At 66.4% G+C, this 23,382-nt stretch carries 21 protein-coding genes; 8 read left to right on the top strand and 13 right to left on the bottom strand.

Annotated features, from left to right (window positions below; genetic code table 11):
* The first annotated feature begins 99 nt into the window (after positions 1 to 99).
* Together U5A52_RS33020 and U5A52_RS33025 are read left to right on the top strand one after the other, a co-directional pair.
* Positions 100 to 813 carry a response regulator gene (locus U5A52_RS33020; RefSeq protein ID WP_321938117.1) on the top strand — a complete coding sequence of 238 codons (714 nt, stop codon included), beginning with the start codon at positions 100 to 102 and terminating at the stop codon, positions 811 to 813.
* The gene (locus tag U5A52_RS33025) at positions 810 to 2,258 is read left to right on the top strand and encodes an ATP-binding protein (RefSeq protein ID WP_321938119.1); all 1,449 of its coding nucleotides are present in this window, start codon (positions 810 to 812) and stop codon (positions 2,256 to 2,258) included. The genes U5A52_RS33020 and U5A52_RS33025 overlap by 4 nt, the downstream gene beginning before the upstream one ends.
* Before the next feature lie 15 nt (positions 2,259 to 2,273).
* Here the strand turns inward: U5A52_RS33025 and U5A52_RS33030 are convergent, their stop codons facing one another.
* From U5A52_RS33030 to U5A52_RS33040, 3 genes are all read right to left on the bottom strand, one after another.
* Positions 2,274 to 2,990, bottom strand: a complete 717-nt coding sequence (locus U5A52_RS33030) for an SDR family oxidoreductase (RefSeq protein ID WP_321938122.1) — start codon at positions 2,988 to 2,990, stop codon at positions 2,274 to 2,276.
* Positions 2,991 to 3,039: 49 nt separating this feature from the next.
* Positions 3,040 to 3,921, bottom strand: coding sequence for an NAD(P)H-binding protein (locus U5A52_RS33035; protein ID WP_321938124.1), 882 nt, complete (start codon positions 3,919 to 3,921; stop codon positions 3,040 to 3,042).
* 76 nt (positions 3,922 to 3,997) lie between these two features.
* Complete coding sequence (locus U5A52_RS33040; protein WP_321917115.1) at positions 3,998 to 4,570, bottom strand: TetR/AcrR family transcriptional regulator; 573 nt, start codon at positions 4,568 to 4,570, stop codon at positions 3,998 to 4,000.
* A 285-nt stretch (positions 4,571 to 4,855) separates the two neighbouring features.
* Here U5A52_RS33040 and U5A52_RS33045 point away from each other — a divergent pair, with 285 nt between their 5' ends.
* Genes U5A52_RS33045 through U5A52_RS33055 form a run of 3 tightly spaced genes read left to right on the top strand, consistent with a single transcriptional unit; the run spans position 4,856 to position 8,438 of the window.
* Positions 4,856 to 6,439 carry a class I adenylate-forming enzyme family protein gene (locus U5A52_RS33045; protein WP_321938126.1) on the top strand — a complete coding sequence of 528 codons (1,584 nt, stop codon included), beginning with the start codon at positions 4,856 to 4,858 and terminating at the stop codon, positions 6,437 to 6,439.
* 46 nt (positions 6,440 to 6,485) lie between these two features.
* Positions 6,486 to 7,640: an aromatic ring-hydroxylating dioxygenase subunit alpha gene (locus U5A52_RS33050; protein ID WP_321938128.1), complete on the top strand. Its 1,155-nt coding sequence runs from the start codon at positions 6,486 to 6,488 to the stop codon at positions 7,638 to 7,640.
* Between the two features lie 36 nt (positions 7,641 to 7,676).
* A complete protein-coding gene (locus U5A52_RS33055; RefSeq protein WP_321938130.1) occupies positions 7,677 to 8,438 on the top strand; it encodes an enoyl-CoA hydratase/isomerase family protein in 762 nt (253 codons plus the stop codon).
* An 18-nt stretch (positions 8,439 to 8,456) separates the two neighbouring features.
* Here the strand turns inward: U5A52_RS33055 and U5A52_RS33060 are convergent, their stop codons facing one another.
* Positions 8,457 to 9,245 (bottom strand): hypothetical protein, encoded by a 789-nt coding sequence (locus U5A52_RS33060; protein WP_321938131.1) that lies wholly within the window; start codon positions 9,243 to 9,245, stop codon positions 8,457 to 8,459.
* Positions 9,246 to 9,275: 30 nt separating this feature from the next.
* Entirely contained in the window at positions 9,276 to 11,984 is a 2,709-nt protein-coding gene (locus U5A52_RS33065) for a LuxR C-terminal-related transcriptional regulator (protein ID WP_321938133.1), read from the bottom strand.
* Between the two features lie 156 nt (positions 11,985 to 12,140).
* On the opposite strand from U5A52_RS33065, the gene U5A52_RS33070 reads away from it, so the two are divergent.
* Together U5A52_RS33070 and U5A52_RS33075 are read left to right on the top strand one after the other, a co-directional pair.
* Complete coding sequence (locus U5A52_RS33070) at positions 12,141 to 12,776, top strand: glutathione S-transferase family protein (protein ID WP_321938135.1); 636 nt, start codon at positions 12,141 to 12,143, stop codon at positions 12,774 to 12,776.
* Between the two features lie 156 nt (positions 12,777 to 12,932).
* Positions 12,933 to 13,667, top strand: a complete 735-nt coding sequence (locus tag U5A52_RS33075) for a helix-turn-helix domain-containing protein (RefSeq protein ID WP_321938137.1) — start codon at positions 12,933 to 12,935, stop codon at positions 13,665 to 13,667.
* Between the two features lie 31 nt (positions 13,668 to 13,698).
* Here U5A52_RS33075 and U5A52_RS33080 read toward each other — a convergent pair whose 3' ends face one another.
* Entirely contained in the window at positions 13,699 to 14,502 is an 804-nt protein-coding gene (locus tag U5A52_RS33080; RefSeq protein ID WP_321938139.1) for an enoyl-CoA hydratase-related protein, read from the bottom strand.
* Between the two features lie 55 nt (positions 14,503 to 14,557).
* The gene (gene fadB, locus U5A52_RS33085; protein WP_321938141.1) at positions 14,558 to 16,699 is read right to left on the bottom strand and encodes a fatty acid oxidation complex subunit alpha FadB; all 2,142 of its coding nucleotides are present in this window, start codon (positions 16,697 to 16,699) and stop codon (positions 14,558 to 14,560) included.
* Positions 16,700 to 16,887: 188 nt separating this feature from the next.
* On the opposite strand from fadB, the gene U5A52_RS33090 reads away from it, so the two are divergent.
* Positions 16,888 to 18,450, top strand: a complete 1,563-nt coding sequence (locus tag U5A52_RS33090; RefSeq protein ID WP_321938143.1) for a long-chain fatty acid--CoA ligase — start codon at positions 16,888 to 16,890, stop codon at positions 18,448 to 18,450.
* A gap of 19 nt (positions 18,451 to 18,469) precedes the next feature.
* Here the strand turns inward: U5A52_RS33090 and U5A52_RS33095 are convergent, their stop codons facing one another.
* From U5A52_RS33095 to U5A52_RS33120, 6 genes are read right to left on the bottom strand one after another with little or no spacing between them, the layout of a single operon-like run.
* Positions 18,470 to 19,261, bottom strand: coding sequence for an SDR family NAD(P)-dependent oxidoreductase (locus U5A52_RS33095; protein ID WP_321938144.1), 792 nt, complete (start codon positions 19,259 to 19,261; stop codon positions 18,470 to 18,472).
* A gap of 26 nt (positions 19,262 to 19,287) precedes the next feature.
* Positions 19,288 to 20,133, bottom strand: a complete 846-nt coding sequence (locus tag U5A52_RS33100; RefSeq protein ID WP_321938146.1) for an alpha/beta hydrolase — start codon at positions 20,131 to 20,133, stop codon at positions 19,288 to 19,290.
* A 26-nt stretch (positions 20,134 to 20,159) separates the two neighbouring features.
* Positions 20,160 to 20,480 carry a 2Fe-2S iron-sulfur cluster-binding protein gene (locus U5A52_RS33105; RefSeq protein WP_321938147.1) on the bottom strand — a complete coding sequence of 107 codons (321 nt, stop codon included), beginning with the start codon at positions 20,478 to 20,480 and terminating at the stop codon, positions 20,160 to 20,162.
* 12 nt (positions 20,481 to 20,492) lie between these two features.
* A complete protein-coding gene (locus U5A52_RS33110) occupies positions 20,493 to 21,719 on the bottom strand; it encodes an NAD(P)/FAD-dependent oxidoreductase (RefSeq protein WP_321938149.1) in 1,227 nt (408 codons plus the stop codon).
* A gap of 42 nt (positions 21,720 to 21,761) precedes the next feature.
* On the bottom strand, positions 21,762 to 22,928 hold the full coding sequence (locus U5A52_RS33115; RefSeq protein ID WP_321938151.1) for a thiolase C-terminal domain-containing protein: 1,167 nt from the start codon (positions 22,926 to 22,928) through the stop codon (positions 21,762 to 21,764).
* Entirely contained in the window at positions 22,925 to 23,356 is a 432-nt protein-coding gene (locus U5A52_RS33120) for a Zn-ribbon domain-containing OB-fold protein (protein ID WP_321938153.1), read from the bottom strand. The genes U5A52_RS33115 and U5A52_RS33120 overlap by 4 nt, the downstream gene beginning before the upstream one ends.
* Positions 23,357 to 23,382: the final 26 nt, after the last annotated feature.

Genomic DNA, 23,382 nt, shown 5'->3' on the forward strand with positions numbered 1-23,382 from the left:
ACTTTAACGGTCATTTGTAATGGCGATGTGTTGAAACCGGCCGTTTTGTAATGGAATGTGTTGGCGCGGCTTCAGTCCCGCGGCGGCAAGAGAAAAAAGATGGATCACATACTGGTCGTCGACGACGACGCCAACATCCGGCAACTGCTGCGCGACTACCTGCGCGAGATGGGCTACCAGGCGAGCGCCGCCACCAACGGCGCGCAGATGAAGCAGATACTCGGCACCGCCCAGGTCGACCTGATCGTGCTCGACCTCATGCTCGACGGCGAAGACGGACTGGACCTCACGCGCGAGCTGCGCCGGGTCCACGACACGCCCGTCATTATTCTTTCCGCGCGCGGCGGCCTGCTCGACCGCATCCTCGGCCTCGAAATGGGCGCCGACGACTATCTGCCCAAGCCCTTCGATCCGCGCGAGCTGCTCGCCAAGATCAAGGTGGTCCTGCGCCGCACGCGCGCGGTGCCCGGTACGCGCCCCGCCGACGCGAACGCGTTCATCACCTTCGCGGGCTGGCGCCTCGACACGCGCATGAAGCAGATGTGCTCGCCGGACGGCGTGGTCGTTTCGCTAGGCGGCTCGGACTACCGCACGCTGCGCACGCTGCTCGACCATCCGAACCGCCCGCTCTCGCGCGAATTTCTGCTCGACCAGGTGTTCAGCAAGAGCATGACGCCGCTCGACCGCGCCATCGACGTCTGCGTGAGCCGGCTGCGCCAGCAGCTCAAGGATTCGGCGCGCGAGGCCACGCTCATTCGCACCGTGCGCAACGAGGGCTATATGCTCGTGGCCGACGTTGGGTACGAAGCGTGAGGCGGTTTGCTCGTTTCGCATCGAAGTTGCGCCTTTGGCCGCTTTGGCCCGATACGCTCTTCGGGCGCCTCGTCGTGATTCTCGCGGCGGGCATGTTCGCGGGTCAGTTGCTGACCAGCACGATCTGGTTCGAAACGCACGACAACCGCACGCTCGAAATTCCCGCGCGCCTCTTCGGCAGCCGTCTCGCCGATACGGTGCGCCTGATCCAGCGCGCGCCCGACGCCGCGACGCGCGAGGCGATCGTCGGCACGCTCGGCGACGACCGTTACCGCCTCAAGTGGGTGCAAGGCGCGCCGCTAGCGGTGCCCGCCACGCTTTCGCTCGCGCAGCGCGCCACCGCCGGGCTGATCGAGGGCGTGATTCGCAAGCGCCTGCAAGAGCCCATCGACGTGCACCTGATCGACGCCCAGGTGCGCGACGGCGCGCGCCGCGAAGGCGGCGTGCTGAGCCTGTTCGACTCGCGCATGCCGACCGGCGACTTTCACGTGCAGCTCGAGGTGCCGGGTCAAGGGTGGCTCGATATCCACGCGAACGAGGGCCAGGCGGGCATGCATACCGAGCGCGGCGCGCTCGTGATGGATTACCTGCTGCGCATCTATGCGCTGCGCTTCGTTGCCGTGTGCCTGATCGCGTTGATTGCGGTGCGCTTTGCGCTTGCGCCATTGCGCCGCTTTGCGGCGGCGGCCGAAGCGCTCGGGCGCAACATCTATCGCGCGCCCTTGCAGGAAACGGGGCCGCGCGAAGTGCGCAACGCGGCGCACTCGTTCAACGCCATGCAGCAGCAGTTGATCGACAGCTTTGCCGCGCGGACGCGCTTTTTGAGCGCGGTCTCGCACGACTTGCGCTCGCCGCTCACGCGGCTGCGGCTGCGCGTGGAAATGCTGCCGGACGCGGCTTCGCGCGAGCGCTTGCGCGGCGACCTCGAAGACATGGAAGGCATGGTGCGCGCCACGCTCGACGCCGTGCAGGGTGTGGAGATCACCGAGCCGCGCCAGCGCATCGACCTCGTTTCGATGCTAGAAGGCCTCGCGAGCGATGCATGCGAGCAGGGCCATCATGTGAGCGTGACGGGCAGCGTGCATGCGCCCATTCCGGGCTTTGCGCGCAATCTCAAACGCTGCCTGCAGAATCTTTTCGACAACGCAATTCGCTATGGCGGCGAAGCAAGCGTCACCGTAAGCGACGTTGAGCATGGCGTGCGCGTGGTGATCAGCGACAATGGGCCCGGCATTGCCGACACCGCGCTGCTCGAACGCGTGTTCGAACCTTATTTCCGCGTCGATTCGCGTCGCAGCGATGCGCCGGGTGGTACAGGGTTGGGGCTCACGATTGCGCGCAGCGTGGCGGCCGCCCATGGCGGCACGCTCGTGCTGCGCAATCGGGTGGTGGACGGGAAAATCGTTGGGCTCGACGCGCAGCTGGATTTGCCGAGCGGCGATTGACCGGCCACCTGCTGCTCATGCCTGCAGCACCGCGGGGTCGATGTAGCCCGGCACCGCAGCGGAAAGCGATTGCTTCAACTCCCGGCTTCCCTCGTCCGCCAGCACTTCGCTTTCGCCCGCCTCAAGCGCGTCGTAGGCTTGCCGGACGACATCGGCGGGGCTGACTTTCGGCACGTCGAAATCCTTGGTGAGATCGGTATCGACAAAGCCGACATGCACGCCGACCACGCCGATATTGCGCGCCCTGAAATGCAACCGGATGTTGTTCGTATAGCTCCATGCCGCCGCCTTCGAAGCGGAATACGGCGCGAGGAACGGCACGGCTCGCCACGAAACATCGGAGAGCACGTTGATGACGCCACCGTTTCCATCGCTCGGAAGCACGGATTCGAAAGTGCGGGTCGTGCGAATGACGCCATAAAAATTCGTTTCGAAAATGCGCCGGGCCTGTTCTTCCGCCTCTGCCAAAAGCGGCGTCTCGAGTATTTCAGCGATCCCGGCGTTGTTCACAAGCAGCGTCACGTCCGACGCGACCTTCGCCGCGGCCGTGACCGAAGCCGGATCGGTCACGTCGAGCTTGACGGGAATGATGCCGGGCTCGCTAAAGCCTTCCGGGTTGCGCACCCCTGCATAGACCTTGGCGGCCCCGCGCGCGAGCGCCTCGCGTGCAAAGGCCAGACCGAGGCCGCGGCTTGCGCCCGTAACGAACACAACGGAATTCTTGATCTTCATTTTTAATCTCCTGGATCAGTACTGCAAAGTAATCAAACGATCGATTGGATCAAGACTGGAAAAGCTCGCGGTTGGCGCGAACGAATGCCTCGACCGTCTGCGGCGCCCTTCCGGTAACTTGCTCGATGACTTTATCGGTCCCTTCGAATACGCCGTTCTGGTAGTCGACGGCGACTTCAATGAAGTGCTGGATCACAAACTCCGGCAAGTCGTACCTCTGCAAATGCGCCCGATATTCGTCGAGCGTGCCGGGGCGATATACGATCTTCCTGTCGATGACCTTGCCGATTTCTTCGGCAATGCCGTGGTGGTCGAGTTCGACCGGGCCGCAAAGCTCATACGTCTTGCCAATATGCCCCTGCGGTTGCGAGAGCACCGTGGCGATGAAGCGCGCCTGGTCAACGGCGGCGATCGGCGCATGGCGTCCCGCACCGTAAGGCAGCGTGATCTGCCCTTCCTTGACGATCGTGTCGCGCACCCAAGGGAAGATCAGCCATTCGGAAAAGAAGGTCGGACGAATATGAACGGTCGGCACACCGGACCAGTCGAGTACGCGCTCCGCGATCCAGTGATCGCGCGCGGCGTGGCTTTTCGCCTGTTCGCGCGCCGAGATCTGCGACATTTCCACCACGACTTCGAGACCGGCGCGGCGGGCGGCGTCTGCGAAATACGCCGTGCCCTGAATGAATCCGGGCCGCACGGGATAGCAAAGATAAGCGCCCGTCACGCCTGCTGTGGCGCGAATCAGATCGTCGTGATCGAGCAGGTCGCCCACCACGACTTCGGCGCCAGCCGCGCGCAGCGCAGCGCTGCGCGCGTCTTCCCGATGGACCATCGCGCGCACCGCATGTCCGGCTTCGAGCAGATTGCCCACCACATGCACGCCGGTTTTGCCGGTAGCGCCGGTAATCAGGAACTTACGCTGTTGCATGATGAATTCTCCATTTCAAGTGCATATGCACATATGAGCGCGAATCGAATCGCCATTCTCTGGCGACAGTTTTCGTTTAAAGCATTTCGATGTGTTGCCTGACGTCCTGCAGCAGCGACGCCGAAGCCGCTTGATCGGGGATGATGCGCGCCATGGTCAGCGCGCCGATCATGGCCGCTAGCGTGAACACGGCCTGCGACCGGTCCGCCTCTTCTTCCGGCGTTGCCATGCGCGCCGCCAGCATGTCGACGAGCGCGTCGAACCCGCGCGACGCCGCCGCACGCGCAGCGTCGTCCGCGCGCGCCAGCTCGCTGCCCATGGCGGCCAGTGGGCAACCATTTGCGCGCGCATCGCGATGACCGGTGGACATGTACGCGTCCACGACCGCACGGAACGCGTCCTCGCCCGTAGCCCCGGCCGCTGCGGCGGCGAGATTTTCGACGATGCCGGCCAGGCCCGCTTCGCAGGCTTCGGCGACCAGTTGATCCTTCGACTCGAAATGGCGATAAAAGCCGCCATGCGAAAGCCCTGCGGCGGCCATGACGTCGGCGAGGCCCGTTGCATGGATGCCATTCGCCCTGAACGCGCCGGCCGCAACTTCCACGATGCGCTCGCGCGTTTGCGCCGTTTCGACCTTCGACTTCCTCATGATGACCCGTGCTCCGTGGTTCGATGTTGTTTAGATGGTAGTCATCATCTAAATGAAAGTCAAGGGCGATGCAAGATAGCTCACGAGCAGGAACTTGCGGCGCGCGCCCGAGCAGGCGAATCGTCGGAACCGACGACGCACGACGTGCGCGCGAGCCGTCAGAATCAGGGCGATCGGCCGCCCCGCGCCTGCCTGATCGCCGCTTCTGATAACACGAAGCGGCGCATCCCAGCCCGGGCGCAATCCGTATAAACAGGCGACTCAATCGCCATTCGGAGACACAACGTGAATCTCGCCCGCTATTGCTCCTATTGGGCCGCCATGCGCGGCGATGAACCGGCCGCCGTTTTCAGGGGCGAGAACCTCACATGGGCCGAATTGGACCGGCGCGCCAACGCGCTGGCCGCGAGCCTCGCGCGCATAGGCCTCGGTCGGGGCGATCGTGTGGGCTGCCTCCTCAACAATTGCCTGGAATGGGTCGTCACCTGGTGCGCCGCACTGAAAGCCGGCGCCATCCTGGTGCCGTTGAATCCGCGCTATGGCGACGGCGAACTGCGCGAGATCGTCGCGAGCGTGGGCTGCACTGCGCTCGTTTCAGTCGCGCGCGATGTCGAACGTCTGGCGCCGTCCGTCGCGGCGCGCGCGAACGGCTCGGCCGACATCCACCTGTTCGCGCTGCAGGCCGATGTTGCGCCGATCGCGTTCAGAGAGGCGATCGAGGGAGACGCCCCCCCGCCTTCGATCGACGTGCAGCCCGACGACATCGCCGTGGTCACGTTCACATCGGGCTCCACGGGCCTGCCCAAAGGCGCGATGCTGAGCCACCGCGCCATCCGCGCCATGGGCATGAGCACCATCGCGGCAAACCGCTTCACCTCGGAGGAGCGCGTGCTCCTGCTCGCCCCATTCGCGTTTACGGGCGGCATCATCTCGGTCTATTCGCCGACCTATCTCGCGGGCGGCTGTATCTATATCGAGGAATCCGCGGATCCCGAGCGCGCGCTCGGGACCATCACGAGCCAGCGCATCACGGCGATCACGGGCGTCCCCATTCTCTGGGAGCGCATGGCCGATTCGCCTCAGTTCGCCACGGCGGACCTCGCGTCGCTCAGTTCCGCCGCGACCGGCGGCGCGCCTGTTTCTCCTGCGCTATTGCAGCGTTACATCGAGAAAGGTGTACGCATCCGCCAGGTCTACGGCTGCACCGAGGCGAGCGGGCTGATCGCCACGCCCAACGAGCAACACGCGCTCGAAAAGCCCTGGGCCTGCGGCGTGCCGCTGCCCACGGTCGAAGTGCGCGTGGTCGATGTGTCAGGTGCGCCCTGCCAGAGTGGCGAGGTGGGTGAGCTGATCCTGCGCGGCGAGCAGATGTTCTCGGGCTACTGGGGCAACGAGGCCGCCACCGCCGAAGCATGGCAGAACGGATGGTATCGCACCGGCGATCTGGGCCGAATCGACGAGGCGGGCCACATCCAGATCACGGACCGCAAGAAGAACATGGTCATCAGCGGCGGCGTCAACATCTATCCCGCCGAAGTCGAGCGCGCAATGAGCGCACTGCCCGGGGTGATCGAGATCGTCGCGTTCGGCATGCCCGACGCGAACTGGGGCGAGCGCGTGGTCGCCGTCGTGCACGGTGCGCAAGGGCTCGATGCGCGCGCGCTGATGCAGGCAGCGCGCGCGGCGCTTGGCGCCTACAAGACCCCGAAGGAGATCGTGTTGGTCGAGGAGAGCCTGCCGCGCACCTCAACGGGCAAGCTGCAGCGCACGAAGTTCGCGCAGCTCTATGAGTCGCTGCGCGATGCCGCGCGCGTTTTCGCGAACGATGTACCCGCGCCCGACAAGGCCCTCGCCGCTCCGCAACCCTGAGCCGCGACCCGGCGCGTAGCCTCGGCTTCTGCAAAGGATCGACTCCATGTACTTCAGCCCCGAACGCAACAAGCGCTTTGCACAACGGTTGTTCGAGCATGTGCGCAACGGCACGACCGATCAGACGGCCGACATGCTGCCTTACGATCTGTCCATGTACGCCGACACGGAGATCGCCGCCGCCGAGCGCACGAAGATCTTCGAGAAGCTGCCGATGATGGCGCTCCACCGCTCGCAGGTACCCGAACCCGGCGACTTCGTCACGGTGCAGCTCAACCGGACCGAAGCGATCGTCTCGCGCCAGAAGGACGGCAGCGTCAAGGCGATGGTCAACGCGTGCCGCCATCGTGGCGCCACCCTCGTCAAGCAGGAATCGGGCAGGCGCAATCTGTTCGTGTGTCCATATCACGGGTGGAGCTACGCGGGAGACGGTTCGCTCAAGGCGATCTCGTTTAGCGAAACCTTCGGCGCCTGCCGCACAGATGAACGGCGCCTCGTGCAACTGCCGGTCGAGGAGCGCCACGGCTTCGTCTGGATCGTCGAGCATCCGGAGGGCAGCATCGACGTGGCCGCTCATCTCGGCCCCGAGATGGACACGCTGCTCGCCGAGTACGGACTCGAGCGCTACCACGTCTGGCGCAGCGCGACGTTCGAGTTCGACCAGAACTGGAAGATCATGCTCGAAGGCGTGCTCGACGGCTATCACGTGTCTTTCGTGCACGGCGCGACGATCAAGCCGTACTTCTATCTGAACATGATGGCGATCGAGGACTTCGGCCACCATCATGTGACGGCCACGCCGCGCCGCGCGATCGACAGGATCCTCGACGAGCCGCCGGGTCAATCGCCGCTCGACGAGTATGCGGTGTTCGGCAATCTCGTCTCGCCGAATGCGACTTTCGTGCTGCATCCGCATCATATCGAGCACTGGACGATCTACCAGAACGCCAGGGACCCCGGCCGATGCCGGGCGATGCTGCGCATCCTCACGCCGCACAAGCACCTCGACGAACGCGGCGAAGCGATCATGGAGAAGAACTGGAACATCGCCTCGGCCGCCATCCTCAACGAGGACGTGCCCGTGGGCAACAGCATCCAGGCGTCGGCGAACATGCCGCATGCGGGTCCGGTGCTGCTCGGCCTCAACGAAGTCGGCAATCGCGTGTTCCACCGCGCGTGGCGTCACTACATGCAGGACTGAGCGCTTCCCTTCCCTTCGGCTTTTCGCCGCACGCACATGAACGAACCCGCATTGCTGATCGAGCGCCCGCACGAGGGCGTGCTGCAACTCACGCTGAATCGTCCGCGCGCGCTCAATGCCGTCACGATCGAGCTCGCGGACGCACTGGCGGACGCGCTAGCCGCCTCGGCCAGCGACGAGACCGTGCGCGCCATTGTCCTGACCGGCGCAGGCGAGCGTGCGTTCAGCGCGGGCTACGACATTCGCGAGATGGCCGCGATGCAAGCCGATCAGATGCTTGGCGCCACGCTGCACCGCTGCCCGGTGATCCACACGATTGCGCGTCATCCCAAGCCTATAATCGCCGCGCTCAACGGTCTCGCGCACGGCGTGGGCGCGCTCTACGCAATGGCGGCCGATATCCGCCTCGCGTGCCCCGAAGCGGACTTTCGCGTCGCTGCAACGCTGCACAACGCCGCCGAAGGCGCATGGCAATTGCCGCAACTCGTAGGCGCCGCGCGCGCGAAGGAGATCCTGATGACGGGACGCATCGTGAGTGCCGGGGAAGGCCTGCGCATTGGCCTGCATCACGAGGTCGTCGCGCGCGCCTCACTGCTGGAAACGGCGCTCGCGAAGGCGCGCGAGATCGCGGCGTTGCCGCCGCTCGGCGTGCAATGGGTCAAGCGCTTGATCGACGAAGGCCACGGGCGCACGCTCGACGAGCAATTCCACGCCGAGCAGTTCGCGCTCGCGACCGTCATGCGCCCGGCCAACGGACGCGCGACGTTCGAAACGTTCCTCGGCAACGCCGATGCCTGAAACCGGCCTTCCGCGCGCCTACCGCGGATCGAAGAAGTTCAGCGCTTCGCCGGCCGTTTCGCGCTCGAAGCGCCGCACGACGCCAACACGCAGCGCCGTCCCGTATCGCTGAGGCTGCGAACCGAAGCAGGTTCCGGCGGCAGGACCGCTGTGGCTCGCCGGCTCGCCGATCATCGATTCGATGTCGATCCGCTGGCTGCGCGCAACGAACAGCGCGCGCTGCATGATGAAATAGTGCTCATGTTGCTGCGGCGGCACGTGCGCGCGCACCCATGCCATGAACCCCTTCAGCACGCCGATGCCGCCGTAGGCGGGCGGATCGACGATCGTGTCGTTCCCGTCGATGGCGAACGCCAGCAGCGTTTCGCCATTGCGAGTGAGCGTCGCGCGGCGCGGGCCGTCCACGGCATCGGGCACCGTCACGTCATAGCGGCAGTCGGCGCGCCGCGCGCTGGCATGGGTCGCAGCCAGGCAGAACATGTCGTACATGTGCGTGCATTGCGAAGCCGCATCCGTGTGGCGCGCGATATCGAACAGGTTGTCGCTCAGGCGGCATCCCACCATCGCATCGGCCAGCGCCTCGGGCGCGCCTGCGCACGAGCTGAGCGGTTGACGCAACCAGCCCGCCAGGACCGCCGTGACGCGGTCGTCGCGGTGCTCGAAGTCGATCTGGAACGCGTGCACCGGGTCCTCCATCGCGAGGCTCACCCGTCCCGGCGCCGGACTGCGGATGGCCAGCGACCTCACGTACACGCCATTTCCATACGCCGCCCGGTAGGGCATGGTGCGCGGTTCAGGTCCGCTCATTCTCTTTTCCCTCCGCCTGATTGCGGCCGTCTAGCGGATGATCCCGAGGCGCCGCGCAGTGGCCACGGCCTGCGTGCGGCTATGCGCTCCGAGCTTGACGTTGATGTTGCGAAGGTGCGTGCGCACGGTGCTGTCCGAAACGAAGAGCTTGTTCGCAATGGCGCTGTTCGAATCGCCTCCCGCGAGCAGTTGCAGCACGCGGATCTCGCTGCGCGTGAGCGGCTCCTGCAAACCACTGTTGCCGACCTCGGGCGCTGGCCCGAGCACTTTGAGCAGGCGCTGCACGTACTCAGAGAGGATAGGATTGCGCAGCGCGCCGGCCTGCTCGCGCGACAGCGCGTCGTAACACTGGATCAGCGGCGCTACGGCCGGGCCTTCCTCAAGGATGAGGCGCACGAACCCCTCTTCGCTCGCGGTGCGCAGCACGGTGTCGGCTTCCTTGACGGCCGCGCCGAGATCGCCCGCGCGCTGCAGGCCGATCGCATGGAGCAGACGCAGTTTGAGCAGCCGGCGATAACGCTGCGCCGATTCGGCCGCCGCCATTTCGCGCGCGATGAGCGGCAGGGCCGAGTGCACGTCGCCAAACGTCAGCTCCCAGCGCAGCTTCGCCAGCGCGTAGTACTCCAGATCGTGTGCGGGCAGCCGCTGGTCGCGCTCGCGACCCCAGACCGCTTCGTCGTTGGCGCGCCGCAGTTCGTCGAGCGACGCCGCGCTGTTGCCCTGGAGCAGCAGCACGCGCGCGCGCTCGAGCTTCGCGCTCGCCACCACACGCGGCAACTGGCGCAGATGCCCAACGTATTCGAGCTCGGTCAAAAGCAGCAGCGCGCTCTCCACGTCGCCGGAAACGAACGCGATACGCGAGCGGGCCACGTGCGTCATGATCATGTGGTCGGGCAGCCCGATATCGCGCGCGAGCGGCAAATAGACGTTCAGCAGGCGGTCGGCTTGTTCGAGCTTGTCGGCCTCGTAAAGGGTACAGGCGAACAGCACACCTGCCCACGCATTGCCGTGCGAGTGCGGATAGCTCGTTTGCCGCGTGGCGTCGACGGCCAGCTGAAAGCGTGCGGTGGCCTGGCGCATGCGGCCGCCGTACAGATCGAGCAACCCTTCCGACGATTCGATGTACATACGGTTGAACGCGCTGCTGCCCTGCTCGCGGCGCGCCTCGTCGAGCAGCCGCTGCGCCTCATGCTCCTCGCCGAGCGTCGCCAGCACGTTCGCCGTCACGTTGAGCAGCAGGCTATCCGCGAATGGTTTGCCCGTGGGGAGCGCGGCCATCGCCACGCGGCCCGCCTCCAGCGCTTCCTCGTAACGGTCCTGCATGGCCAGCAGCAGCGGACGCAGCGCCGCGACATTGGCGCGCACGCCTGGATCGTCGCTCGCGATGCAACGCGACGTTTCGAGCTGCTGCATCGCAACCCACGGCCCCTGCGTGAAGCAGATTGCCCAGAGCGCCATGACCTGAAGAAACGGATGAGCGTCGAGCAGCGCAGGCGGCAGCGCGGCGAACCAGCGCGCGAGCATGCGCATGCGCCCCTGCTCAAGATACGGTTCCGCGTACTTGTCGAGCAGATAGACGGCCTGCGGAAAGTCGCCGCCTTCGATCGCGTGATCGATCGCCTGCACCACGCGTCCCTGCGATTCGTACCAGCCCGAGGCCGCGAGATTGAGGCGCATGACGTCGTCGGGCCGCTCCCGCACGAGCTGCGTACGCAGGAAATCCGCGAACAGGCTGTGATAGCGCCACGCACGCGTCTTGCCCGCTAGCGGCGTGATGAACAGGTTCATCGCGTCGAGGCGTTCCAGCATTTGCTCGCAGTCCACGCGCGGGCAGATCGCCTGGCACGTCGACGCGTCGAGCTGGCGCAGGATGCTCGTGCGCAAGAGGAAGTCGCGCACATCCTCCGGCTGGCTCGCGAGCACGTCTTCGGCGAGATAGTCCGCCACGCCAATATCCGCGCCCGAGAAGCGCTCGATGAAATCGGCGGCATCGTGGCTGCGCTCGAGCGCCATCGAAGCGAGCCAGAGCCCCGCGATCCAGCCCTCGGTTTTGCGGCGCAGCTGGTCGAGCATGTCGATGGAAAGCCGGATCGCACTGCGCTGACCGAAGAATTTGTCGGTCTCGCGCAAATCGAAGCGCAGGTCCTCCGTGTCGATCTCACAGAGCTGGCCGCGCGCGCGCAGGCGGGCGAGGCCGAGCGCGGGCAGGTTGCGCGAGCCGATGACGACGCGGCAGCCGTGCGGCAGCTGATCGATCACTTCGCGCAGCCAGCCGAGCACGGCGGGCTCATACACCGTTTCGAGATCGTCGAGAAAGAGCGCGAACGGCCCCTGCCACGAGGCGAGCGCGCTGATAGGGTCAACGCGCGCGTCGACGCCAAGCCGTGCCACGGCCTTCGTGAGGTTGTGATGAAAACGCGAGGTGTCGTTGTCCGAACGGTCGAGCGTGAGCCATGCGCTCGTCACGCCGCGCGCCTCCAGCATGCGAAAGCTCTGCGTGAGCAAGGAAGTCTTGCCGAAGCCGGCCGGTGCGCGCACCAGCACGACTTTGGCCGGCGAAGCGCAGATCTTGTCGCACAACGCCTCGCGCGGAATCTGCACGCCGCCCGCCGTGGGCGGCATGACCTTGACCTTCAGCGATTCCAGAAAACGCATCGAGGTGGGCGGTCCCTCTCCACGCGAAGCAGATTGGGAAAGGCCTTCAGTTGACCTGGGCAGTGTGGGAACGATGGTGTCCATTGAGAGGCTGCCTTGTCTGGGTTGAGCAAGAACTGGGGAAAGCCGCGGCCGGGCCGCGCGCGTTGTTTGACGCCTCGCAATGATTATCTTATTCTATTAGATAAAATCGCAGTGCGTATTTACCCCGACAGAACCCGCAAAACCGGGAGGAGACGAATGCTAAAGCTCTATCATTGCAAGGATGCAAGGTCGTTCCGCTGCCTTTGGTTGCTCGAAGAAATGGGCAAAGCGTACAATCTTATAAACTTAGATTACCCTCCAAAGGAAACCGCCCCGAAGTTCCTCGAAATCAACCCGGCCGGCACGGTGCCCTGCCTTGTCGACGGCGAGACCACGCTGTTCGAGTCGGGCGCGATTCTCGAATACCTGACTGCCACCGACGCAAGCAACGCGTTCGCCGTGCCGCCAGGCCACCCCGAGCACGGCAACTGGCTCAACTGGCTGCATTTCGGAGAAGCATCGCTCACGGTGCCGCTCGCGGCCATGTTTCGCTACGCACATCGTTTGCCGGCGGAGCAGCGCCAGCCAGGCGCAGCCGCCGACTGCCGCGCGCAGTTCGTCGAGCGGGTCGCCGTGCTCGATCGCGCACTCGCGCATCGCGAATACCTTGCGGACGGCCGCTTCACGAGCGCCGATATCAGCGTTGCCTACGCGCTCATGCTCGCCAAGGCGCTCGGCCTTGGCGGCGAGTTGCCGCCGGCCGTTTCCGCCTACCTCGACCGACTCTGCGCGCGCCCGGCATTTGCCGCCGCACGCGCCGCGCAGAAAGCCGCGCCCGTCGCCACGCTCTAGTTTGCGCGCCGCCGCGCCGCCGCAGGGTGGCGGCGCATGCCGCCGCCCCTTGGCACGCGCTCCCGAGGCGGGCACACTACGCACACACGATGAGCGGCCCCTGCCCGGCGCGCGCCGCACCGGAAGTGACCCTTTTATCTATGAACCGGAGTTTTTGTGGGACGACCGACCAAGCCAATTATTTCGACCGAACGCGCCGCGCGTGCCGCGCTCGGGGTAATCGATGTCCGCGGGCTGGACGCTTTCAGCCTCGAACTCGTCGCCAATCGAATGGGGATCAAGGCGCCGTCGCTCTACTATCACTTCAAGAGCAAGACCGCCCTGCTCGCCGAGGTGGCGAGGCTCATTCTGCTCGACGTCCAGATTCCGGAAGAACTGGAGGGGGACTGGCGCGAGCGCATGATCGCGCTCAGCGTGGCGACGCGCCGCTCCGTCCTTCAGCATCCGAACGCGGCGCCGCTGCTCCTGCAGTTCTTTCCGCGCCATCTGCTGCTCGGCAGCTACGATCACTGGATCCGCGACTATCCGTTGCCGCCTGATCAGCACATGATTTTTGTCGAGGGCCTCGAAAAGCTGACGTTCGGCTCGGCGCTTTTCGAAGCCGCCTGCCGCGCACGCGGCGTGGAACCCATGCCGCAGTTCGATCACGCCCGCTATCCGCACCTTGCCGAGGCGCTGCGCACGAACGCGCTCGACGACGAGCAACTCTTCATCGAAACGATACGGCGCTTCATTGACGGCTTCGCGGCCTATACAACCGACAAGAAAAGTGCTGCGAAGAAGAAGCCCGCGCGCAAGACCGCGGTCCGCAAGCCGCGCAAGACGGCCGAAAGCAACAACGAGCCCGAAGCGGTCGCGGCATCAGAAGCCGATACGGCGCAAGACGCATGAACGAGGGGCATGCGCCCCTCCCACGGCACCCTCAGCGCGAGCCGAACACAGGCTCGCGCCGCTCCAGAAAGGCCTGCACGCCCTCCGCGAATTCCGGCTGCTCCAGCAACTCGCGTTGACGCGAAGTCTCGTACACGAGCTGCTCGTCGAGCGTATTGGCGAATCCCGCATCGAACGCACGGCGCGCTTCGAGCGCGCGCGATGCGGGCAGCCGCGCCAGCCGTTGCGTGAGGGTTAGCGCCTCCTCGCGCAGCCGCTCGTCGTCAACGCACGACCAGATCAGGCCCCACTCCGCCGCCGTCTCAGCGGGCAGGCGTTCGCCCAGCAGCGTCAAAGCACTGGCGCGTGCGCGGCCCAGCAGGCGCGTGAGGAACCACGTCGCGCCCAGGTCGGGCAGCAAACCCAGCTTCGGCACGAAGGGCAGATAGAAGTACGCCGAGCGCGCAGCCACGACAATATCGGCCGCGAGCGCGATGCCCACACCCGCGCCCGCGGCCGCGCCGTTGAGCGCGACCACCACGGGCACCGGCAACTCGCGCAGGTCGGTCACGATACGGTTGGACAGCTCGTGCATGAGGTCGGCCGTACGCTGACCGAGGCCGGGCGTGCCCGGCGACATCGGCCCTTCGGTCGAAATGTCGGCGCCCACGCAGAACGCCTTGCCCGCGCTCGTGAGCAGCAGCGCGCGCACCGAGCGGTCTGCGCGAACGTCGGCGAGGCGCGCGCGCAATTGCCGTTGCAGATCGAGGCTCAGCGCATTGAGCTTGGCGGCCTCGTTGAGCGTGATGATCGCGACGTCGCCATCGCGCTCGAACAGTATCGGTGATGCAGTCATGGTGTACCCAATCGAAAATGCTGGCGGGGGAGCAGCGCTCGTCGCGCTGTCTCCGTTACGCCGGATAGAAACGCCGTTGCGCGGCGGCCATCTCGCTCAGGAGCGCCGGTGCGCGGTACGCCTCGCCGAGTGGCGCATAGTGCGCGAAGCGCGCGAGCAGAGCGTCGAGGCCTAGCCAGTCCGCGTACTTCAGCGCGCCGCCCACGTGCGCCGGGAAACCGAGGCCCAGCAGCAGCGCGGTATCGAGTTCCGCAGGCGTGCCGACCACGCCCTGCGCGAGCGCATGAATGGCCTCGCCGATCATCGGCAGCATCATGCGCTCCACGATCTCGGCGTCGGCCATGACGCGTGTCGCGACGGCCCGTTGTTGCGCGAGCAGCGCGTGCGCTTCGGGCGAGACGCGCTTGCGCAGCTTGCCCGTTTCGTCCTTCTCGTAGCCATAGAAGCCCGCGCCGGACTTCTGGCCGAAGCGCCCGTTCGCGACCATGAGGCGCAGCGCGCTGCGCTCGTCGGGACGCATGCGCTCGGGATAGCCTGCGGAAATCACGTCGACCACGTGGCTGCCCACGTCCATGCCCACGACGTCCTGGAGATACGCGGGACCCATTGGCCAGCCGAACGCCTCCATGGCGCGATCGATGCGCTCGAAGTCCACGCCCTCGGCGACCATCTCGACGAAAGCGTTGATATAGGGCGTGAGAATGCGATTGACGAGAAAACCCGGGCAGTCCTTCACGACGATCGGCGTCTTGCCCATCGCCACCGCATAGCCCACGGCGGAGGCCACGGCCGTTTCGCTCGTGCGCTCACCGCGTATCACCTCGACAAGCGGCATTACGGGAACCGGATTGAAGAAGTGCATGCCGACAAAGTTCTCAGGACGCGCGAGCGGCACGGCGATATCGTCGATGCGCAAGCTCGAAGTGTTCGACGCGATCACCGTGTCGGCGCGCACCTGCTGTTCCAGCTCGACGAGCACCTTGCGCTTGACGCTGAGATTTTCAACCACGGCCTCGATGACGAGGTCGCTCTGATCGAAGCCCGCGTAGTCGAGTTGCGGCGTGATCGAGGCGAGCACTTCGTCGGCTCTCGCCTGTGCGAGACGGCCCGCCTTCACCTGCCGCGCGAGCTGGCGTCCGGCCTCGCTCATGCCCAGATCGAGTTGGCCCTGCGCAATGTCCTTCAGCCGCAGCGGCGTGCCGCGCAGCGCGCTCGCATAGGCAATGCCGCCGCCCATGATGCCCGCGCCGAGCACGGCCGCGCGCGTCACGGGACTGACCTTGGCCGACCACGCACGGAACTGCTTCTTCAGCGCCTGCTGGCTCATGAACGTCTGCACGAGCGCGCCGGCGGCCTGGGTTTTCGCGACTTCGGCAAAGGCTCGCGCTTCCTGGTCGAGCGCGGCGTCGCGCGAGAGCGTCGCGCCTTGCTGCATCGTCTGCGCGGCGCGCAACGCGGCCGGCTGATGCGGCGACGCGGCTGCGCTCACCTGCTCCAGCGCGGCGTCGAATCCGGCGCGCGCATCGCTCGTCATCGCGTCGCGCTTGCGCTGCTGCGCGGCCCGCCAGTCCGCTTCGCCCGCCACGGCACGGCGCAGCAAGTCGAGCGATGCGGCGCGCAAGCCGGCTGCGGCCGCCACGGCGTCGACCACGCCCGCCTCGCGCGCCTGCGCCGCGCCGAACTGCTTGCCCGTGCGAATCCAGTCGACGGCCACCCGCGCACCCGCAATGCGGCCAAGCCGCACGGTGCCCCCAAGCCCGGGAAAGAGCCCGAGGCTCACCTCGGGCAGCCCCACGCGCGCGGTCTCGGACATGACACGCAGCGAGCACGCCATCGCCAGTTCGAGGCCGCCGCCTAGCGCGAAGCCGTTGATCTCGGCCACCGTCGGCACCCCAAGATCCTCGAAAGCGGCGAGCGCTTCGTTATTGCGCCGCACGTGTGCGGCGATTGCTTGCGCGGAACGTTCGAACAGCGCGCTGAACTCGCCGATATCGGCGCCGACGATGAACACGTCTTTTGCGCTCGTAACCAGCACGCCGCGCACAGACGCGTTGCGCGCGATCACAGCGCTCGCCTCGCGGAACTCGTCGAGGGTGCGCTGATCGAGCTTGTTGATCGCCTCGGCCTGCCGATGAAAACACAGCTCGACGAGACCCTCCTCGATCGGCTTCACTTGAATGCTTTCGCCCGCGAACACACCGTTCTCCTCATGATTTTCGGATGGCGGCGCACGCACGGCTGCAAGACGAAACGCGCGCCAGATTGCAGTCGATGATAGGCGGGGGGCGGGTGCTCAACATCGTCGAATCCGACGATTGAGCGCTTGCGCGCACGGGCCGATCATCGGCGGGGGCGGCGAGCGCCCCCATCACGTGGAGTCTCTACATGCATCTCACCCAACCCCTGCACAAAGCGCGGCTCCAGAAGCCCGACGCACCGGCGCTGATCTGCGGCGAGCGTCGCCAGAGCTTCGCCGTGTTCGTCGCGCGCGTGGCCAGGCTCGCGGCCGTGCTGCGCGAAGCCGGTGTGAAAGCCGGCGAGCGCGTCGCGATGCTCGGCTTCAATTCCGACCGCTACGTCGAGTATCTTTACGCGGCCTGGTGGGCCGGCGGCGTGATCAACCCCGTCAACGCGCGCTGGAGCGCGCGAGAGATGGCCGCCTCGCTCGACGATTGCGACACGCGCATCCTGCTCGTCGACGATGCATTCCTGCCGCTGGTCGACGAACTGCGCGGTCTTTCACGGTCGCTCGACACGGTGCTGCGCTTCGCCGACGGCGCATGCGTTGCATTGCCGCCCGGCGTTGACGACGCCGCCGTGCGCATGGCCGCCGCCGCCCCGATCGAAGACGCACGGCGCGGCGGCGACGATCTCGCCGCGATCATGTACACGGGCGGCACCACGGGCCGCCCCAAGGGCGTCATGCTCACGCACGCGAATCTCTACGTGAGCCAGCTATCGAGCAACCTCGCGGCGCCGCGCCCCGACGGCGCCGTCGGGCTGAACCTCGCGCCGCTCTTCCACGTGGGCGGCCTCGGGCTCACGCTGCAATTGATGATGCGTCTGTGCGCCCAGGTGCTCGTTCCGGCGTTCGACGAAGAGACCATGCTGGCGCTCATCGAGCGTGAGCGCGCGAGCGAGACCTTCCTCGTGCCGACGATGCTCAAGCGCCTCATCGATCATCCGCGCTTCGCGGCGCACGATCTGTCGAGCCTGAAGCTCGTCCTCTACGGCGCGGCGCCGATCGACGAGGCGCTGCTCAAAGCCGCGCTCGCGCGCCTGCCGCAAACGCGCTTCTGCCAGCTCTACGGCATGACCGAGCTATCGCCGGTCGTGGCCGTGCTGCCGCCATGGTGTCACGACCCCGCGCAGCCACCCGCGCGCCTGCGCGCCGCAGGACGGCCCGTGCCGATCGCGGAGGTGCGCGTGCTCGCCGCTGATGGCACGACGGCGCGCGCGCATGCGGTTGGCGAAATCGTCGCGCGCGGCCCGATGACGATGGCCGGCTACTGGAACCAGCCCGAACGCACGGCCGAGGTGCTGCGCGAAGGCTGGCTGCACACCGGTGACGCGGGCTATTTCGATGAGGACGGCTTCCTCTACGTCGTAGATCGATTGAAGGACATGATCGTGACGGGTGGCGAGAACGTCTATTCGGCCGAGGTCGAGAACGCCATTGCACAGATGCCGCAAGTCGCGCTGTGCGCGGTGGTCGGCGTGCCCGACGACCAATGGGGAGAGCGCGTGCATGCGGTCGTTGCGCTACGCGCGGGTGAGACGCTTGACGAAGCGGCCGTCATCGCGCATTGCCGGACCTTGATTGCACGCTACAAGTGCCCCCGCAGCGTTGCGTTCGTCGATCAGCTTCCGCTCTCGCCGAGCGGCAAGATTCTCAAGCAGCCGCTGCGCGACACGTACTGGGCCGCGCGCTCGCGCAAGGTCAACTAAGGCCTTACGTGTTCATGGTTCAGCGCGGGAACTGTGCGTCGTCCACGCGCACGCAAATGCCCGTCACGAACTCGGAGGCGGGCGAGACGAGGTAGAGCAGCGTGCCGTCGAGCTGGGCGGGCTCGCCCGCGCGCTTGCGCGGCATGCGCGCGAGCGCGGCTTCGCCGTGAGTGGCGAGATGCTCCGCCGTCATTTCCGTGCGGAACACGCCGGGTGCGATCGCGTTGACGTTGATGCCATGCCGCGCCCACTCCATCGCCAGCGCCTCGGTCAGCCGGATCACGGCGGACTTGCTCGCGCAATAGAGCGCAGCCCCGCTGCTCGCCGTGTAGTGGTACGCGCCCACCGAAGCCACATTGACGATGTGGCCTGGCTTGCGCGCCGCGATCAGCGCGCGCGCCACGGCTGAGGCCAGCACGAAGGGCGCGCGGAAGTTGGTGTCGATGATCGAATCGATCTCGTCGAACGTGAGGTCGGTCGCGAAGCGCCCTTCGGCCACGCCCGCGTTGTTGACCAGAATATCGACGACACCGAACTGGGCCTCGATGCACGCGAGCGCATCGGGCAACGCACGCGCGTCGCGCACGTCGAGTTCGAGCGGCAGCGCGCGGCCGCCGGCTGCGCGAATCTCACCGGCTAGCGCCTCTAGCCGGTCGAACCGCCGTCCCGCCAGCACGACCGCCGCCCCTTCGCTCGCCAGCACCTGGGCGAAGCGGCGGCCAAGGCCGCTCGAAGCCCCGGTGATGAGCGCTACGCGGCCGTCGAGTCGCGTCGTGAAGTTTGGTAGTGCGAAGGGAATCGTCTGGTTCATGGTCGTTGGCATGAAAGAAGGCGCGCTCACGCGAGCGCGGCGAGAAAGTCTTCGATCGCTTCGTTGAACGCGTCGTTGCGGTCGCCCGCCACCATGTGGCCCGCGCCCTCCACATCGACGTACTGCGCCTGTGGGATCAGATCGAGCAGGCGCCGCGCGCCTTCGTCGCTGACGACGTTGCTCGCCTTGCCGCGCACCAGCAGCGTCGGCACGCCGATACGGCGCGCGGCGGCTTCCATGCGCGCGGTCATGGCGTCAGGCTGGATGCGAATGGGCCCGGTCTGGAACGCGGGGTCCCAATGCCAGTACAACCGCCCATCGGCATGCTCGCGCAGGTTCTTCATCAGGCCTTCGTTCGAGGCAGGACGGGGACGATCGGGCAGATAACGGGCCACGGCGTCGGCGGCCTCGTCTACGCTCGCGAAACCGTGCAGATTCGCCCGCATGAAATCGCGGATATGGCCCACCCCCTCCGCCTCCATGCGCGGCACGACGTCGACCAGCACGAGCGCCTGCGCGAAATCGCCGCGAAGCTCGCCCGTCGCCACGAGCGCGGTGGCGCCGCCAAGCGACGCGCCGATCAGCACGGGCGCTCTCTCGAGCGTCGCGACCACGGCATCGAGGTCGGCAACGAAGGCGTCGATGGAGTAATCGGCGCCCGCCGCCCAGTCGCTTTCGCCATGACCGCGCAAGTCGAGCGAGATTACATGATGGCCTCGCCGTGCAAGGTCGGCCGCCGCACGGCCCCACGAGTAGCGGGTCTGCCCGCCGCCGTGGAGCAGCACGACGGGCGGCTCGCCGATGCTGCCGCCTACGTCGGCGGCGAGCGTCATGCCGCCGGAAGCCTTGAAGCGTTCGGTGCGCAGCGGCATCGGTGCGTTCTCCACTTGCAGGCTGCTCAGTACTGCGAAGCCGGCAGCCGGATCACGGCGCCGTCGAGCGCGTCGCTCACCTTCACCTGGCAGCTCAGGCGGCTCACCGGTTCGGGGTCGAGCACGCAATCGAGCATGTTGCGCTCCTGGTTATCGGGGCTGTCGAGCCGGGTTGCCCAAGGCTCGTCCACATAGCAGTGGCAGGTCGCGCAGCTGCACACACCACCGCACTCTCCAATGATGCCCGTCACGCCGTTCGCCACAGCCACCTGCATCAGACTCGCGCCGGTCTGCGCCTCGACTTCGACGCTCGCTCCATCGTGAGAAATAAAAGTAATCACCGGCATGTTCATCCCCTTTCACATCACAAAACAATCTTTGATATCGATGGATTCGTCCGCGACCCGCTGCGGATCGGCCGACTGCTGCTCGGCCAGAAAGCGCTTGCTCATCATGAATTCCTTGGGCCGGTTGACGGCGTCCACGGCGATCAATCGCCCCTGCCGGTAATAGAACGCCGCGAAGCTGCGTCCATTGCGCGGGTCGCCTCGCGTCACCACGTCGTCAAAGCCTTCCGACAAGCCCGCAATCTGCAGCTTCAGATCGAACTGGTCGGACCAGAACCACGGCAGCGCGCGATAGGGCGCAGGTTTGCCGCACAGCGCGAGCGCGGCCGTGCGTGCCTGGTCGTTCGCGTTCTGCACGGATTCGAGCCGCAGCCAGCGCGCGTAGATCGGGTTGAAATGACGCGTGCAATCGCCAATCGCGTAGATGTCGGGGTCGCTCGTGCGCGCATGCTCGTTCACGACGATACCGTTGTCGATCTTCAGGCCCGCCTGTTCGGCCAGCGCGACGGCGGGCAGCACGCCCACGCCGACGATCACGAGATCGGCTTCGAGCCAGCGTCCGTCGCCAAGCCGCACGCCGCGCACACGGCCCTCGCCTTCGATTGCCTCGACTGCCACCCCGGTGAGGAGCCGCACGCCCTCTTCCTCGTGCACGCGCGTATAGAACGCCGAGACCTCGGGCGCCGTCACGCGTTGCAGCACGCGCGACTGCGCTTCGAGCACGGTGACGTCGAGGCCGAGCTTGCGCAGCGAAGCCGCGGCTTCGAGTCCGATGTAGCCGCCGCCCACGATCACCGCGCGAGCGCCGGGCACGATCGCCTGACGCAGCGCATGCACGTCGGCGATCTCGCGCAGGTAGAACACGTTCGCCAGCGAGTCGCCCGGCACGTTCAGGCGGCGCACGTGCGCGCCTGTCGCGAGCACCAGCTTGTCGTAGGCGAGTGAGGTGCCGTCGTCGAGCGTTACGCGGCGCATTTCACGATCGATCGCGCGTGCTCGCACGCCAAGGCGCACGTCGATCGCCTGCTTCTCGTAGAACTCGCGCGGACGGATCAACAGGGTGTCGTCGCAGTCGTTGCCGCACAGGAACGTCTTCGACAGCGGCGGCCGGTGATAGGGCAGCACGGCCTCCGCGCTCACCAGCGTGACCGGTCCCGTCCAGCCCTCCTGCCTCAGGCTTGCCGCCAGTTGCGCGACGGCATGGCCGCCGCCGACGATCACGCAATGCCCTGCTTCCATGCTTGCTCCCTGCAATGCTCTGTCGTTCACGGCGCGGCGTCCTCAAAGATCCTCGGTGCCGAACAGCGCCGAGCTGACCGTCGGCGCGCCTGGGCCGCCCGCCAGCAGGCAGATCTTCGCGTCCGGCACCGGGTTGGCCGACTCGCCGCGCAGCACGCGCACGGTTTCGATGGCCGTGCCGATGCCGTGCACGAAGCCGTGCGCGAAATTGCCGCCCGAGGTGTTCACAGGCAGCTTGCCGTGCGGCGCGATGAGATTGTCGAAGCGAATTACCTCGGCGACGTTCTCGAAGGTGCAGAAGCCGTGGTCGATGAGCGAGGCCACGCCCTGCGCGCTGAAATTTTCGTAGAGCTGCACGACGTCCACATCCGCGGGGGTGAGGCCGGTATCGCGCCACAGCCGCCGCGCGATAGGACGAAAACCCGCCGACTCGTAATCGACATCGTTCTCGGCGAGATCGCCCCAGCCCTTCGACGCGCCATTGGCCACGCCGAGCAGCCGGATCGGCTGCTTGCGCAGGTCTTTCGCTCGCGCCGTGGAAGTGAGCAGCAGCGCACCCGCGCCGTCGTTCTCGCGCGAGCAGTCGAACAGGCGAAACGGCTCGGCGATCCGGCGCCCGTTGCGGTAGGCATCGAGATCGAGTTCCTTGCCGAACGCGGTCGCCTCCGGATTGCGCGAGCCGTGGTAGTACGACGCGCGCACCAGCTCCTCGGCCACACTGGGCGGCACCTTGTGATGCTCGAAGAGGCGCTGGGCGCGCAGCGCGCAGATCTGCGCGGGCGCGAGCAGCCCGCCGCCGATCACGTGATCGTTCAGATGGTGGCGCATGACCGCCGCCGACATGCGCCCGCTATTGCCCTGCACGAGCGCGCGGAACACGACGACCGCCTCGGCCTGGCCAGTTGCGATCGCCGCCGCCGCGACGCCGAACGCCGCCGCGATACCGCCGCCACCGCCGCCCCAAACCTGGGTGTTGAAGCGCAACTCATGCGTGCCGAGGTCGGACATCAGGCGCACCGGCTCGTTGTGGTCGTCGCCATAGGCGACGAAGCCGTCGATGTCCTGGGGCGCAAATCCCGCGTCTTCGCATGCATCGAGGATCGCGCGCACCAGCACACCCTGCTCGGGCTCGGGCGCCGCGCCGCGCTTGTACTGGCGCAGCCCGATACCGGCCACGGAAACCGAGTTGCAAAAAGGCGTGCGGCTCATCGCGCCTCTCCCTTCGCGTGCGGCGTGACGGGAGAGGCAAGATGCCAACGCAGCGCCGGAATCGACTCGCCTTCGAACCTCACAGGGTGGACCTCTCCAATCACGGCTTGGCCGATTGTTATTTCGGCATCCTGATCGGCCAGCGTGCCGATCAGCCGCTTGCCGCCGACGCCGTCCAGCTCGACCACCACGCTCACGAACGGCAGCCCCAGCTCGGCGGGCGCGCCGAAGTCGTGCCACGTGCGAGTCCAGCTGAAAATGCGGCCCTTCGGCTCGACTTCACGCCAGCGATGCTCCCACGAGCCGCATTCGCCGCAACGCCAGACCGCCGGCCAGTTCCATTTCTCGCAGCCCGCGCATTGCTGCATCTTCACGACGCCACTCGCCAGCGCGTCCCAATACGCGCGGTCCGCTCCCAAGCCTTTCACATTGAGTCTCCTTGTTGTGCGCGCAA

Source organism: Paraburkholderia sp. J8-2 (assembly GCF_905220195.1).
GTDB lineage: Bacteria > Pseudomonadota > Gammaproteobacteria > Burkholderiales > Burkholderiaceae > Paraburkholderia.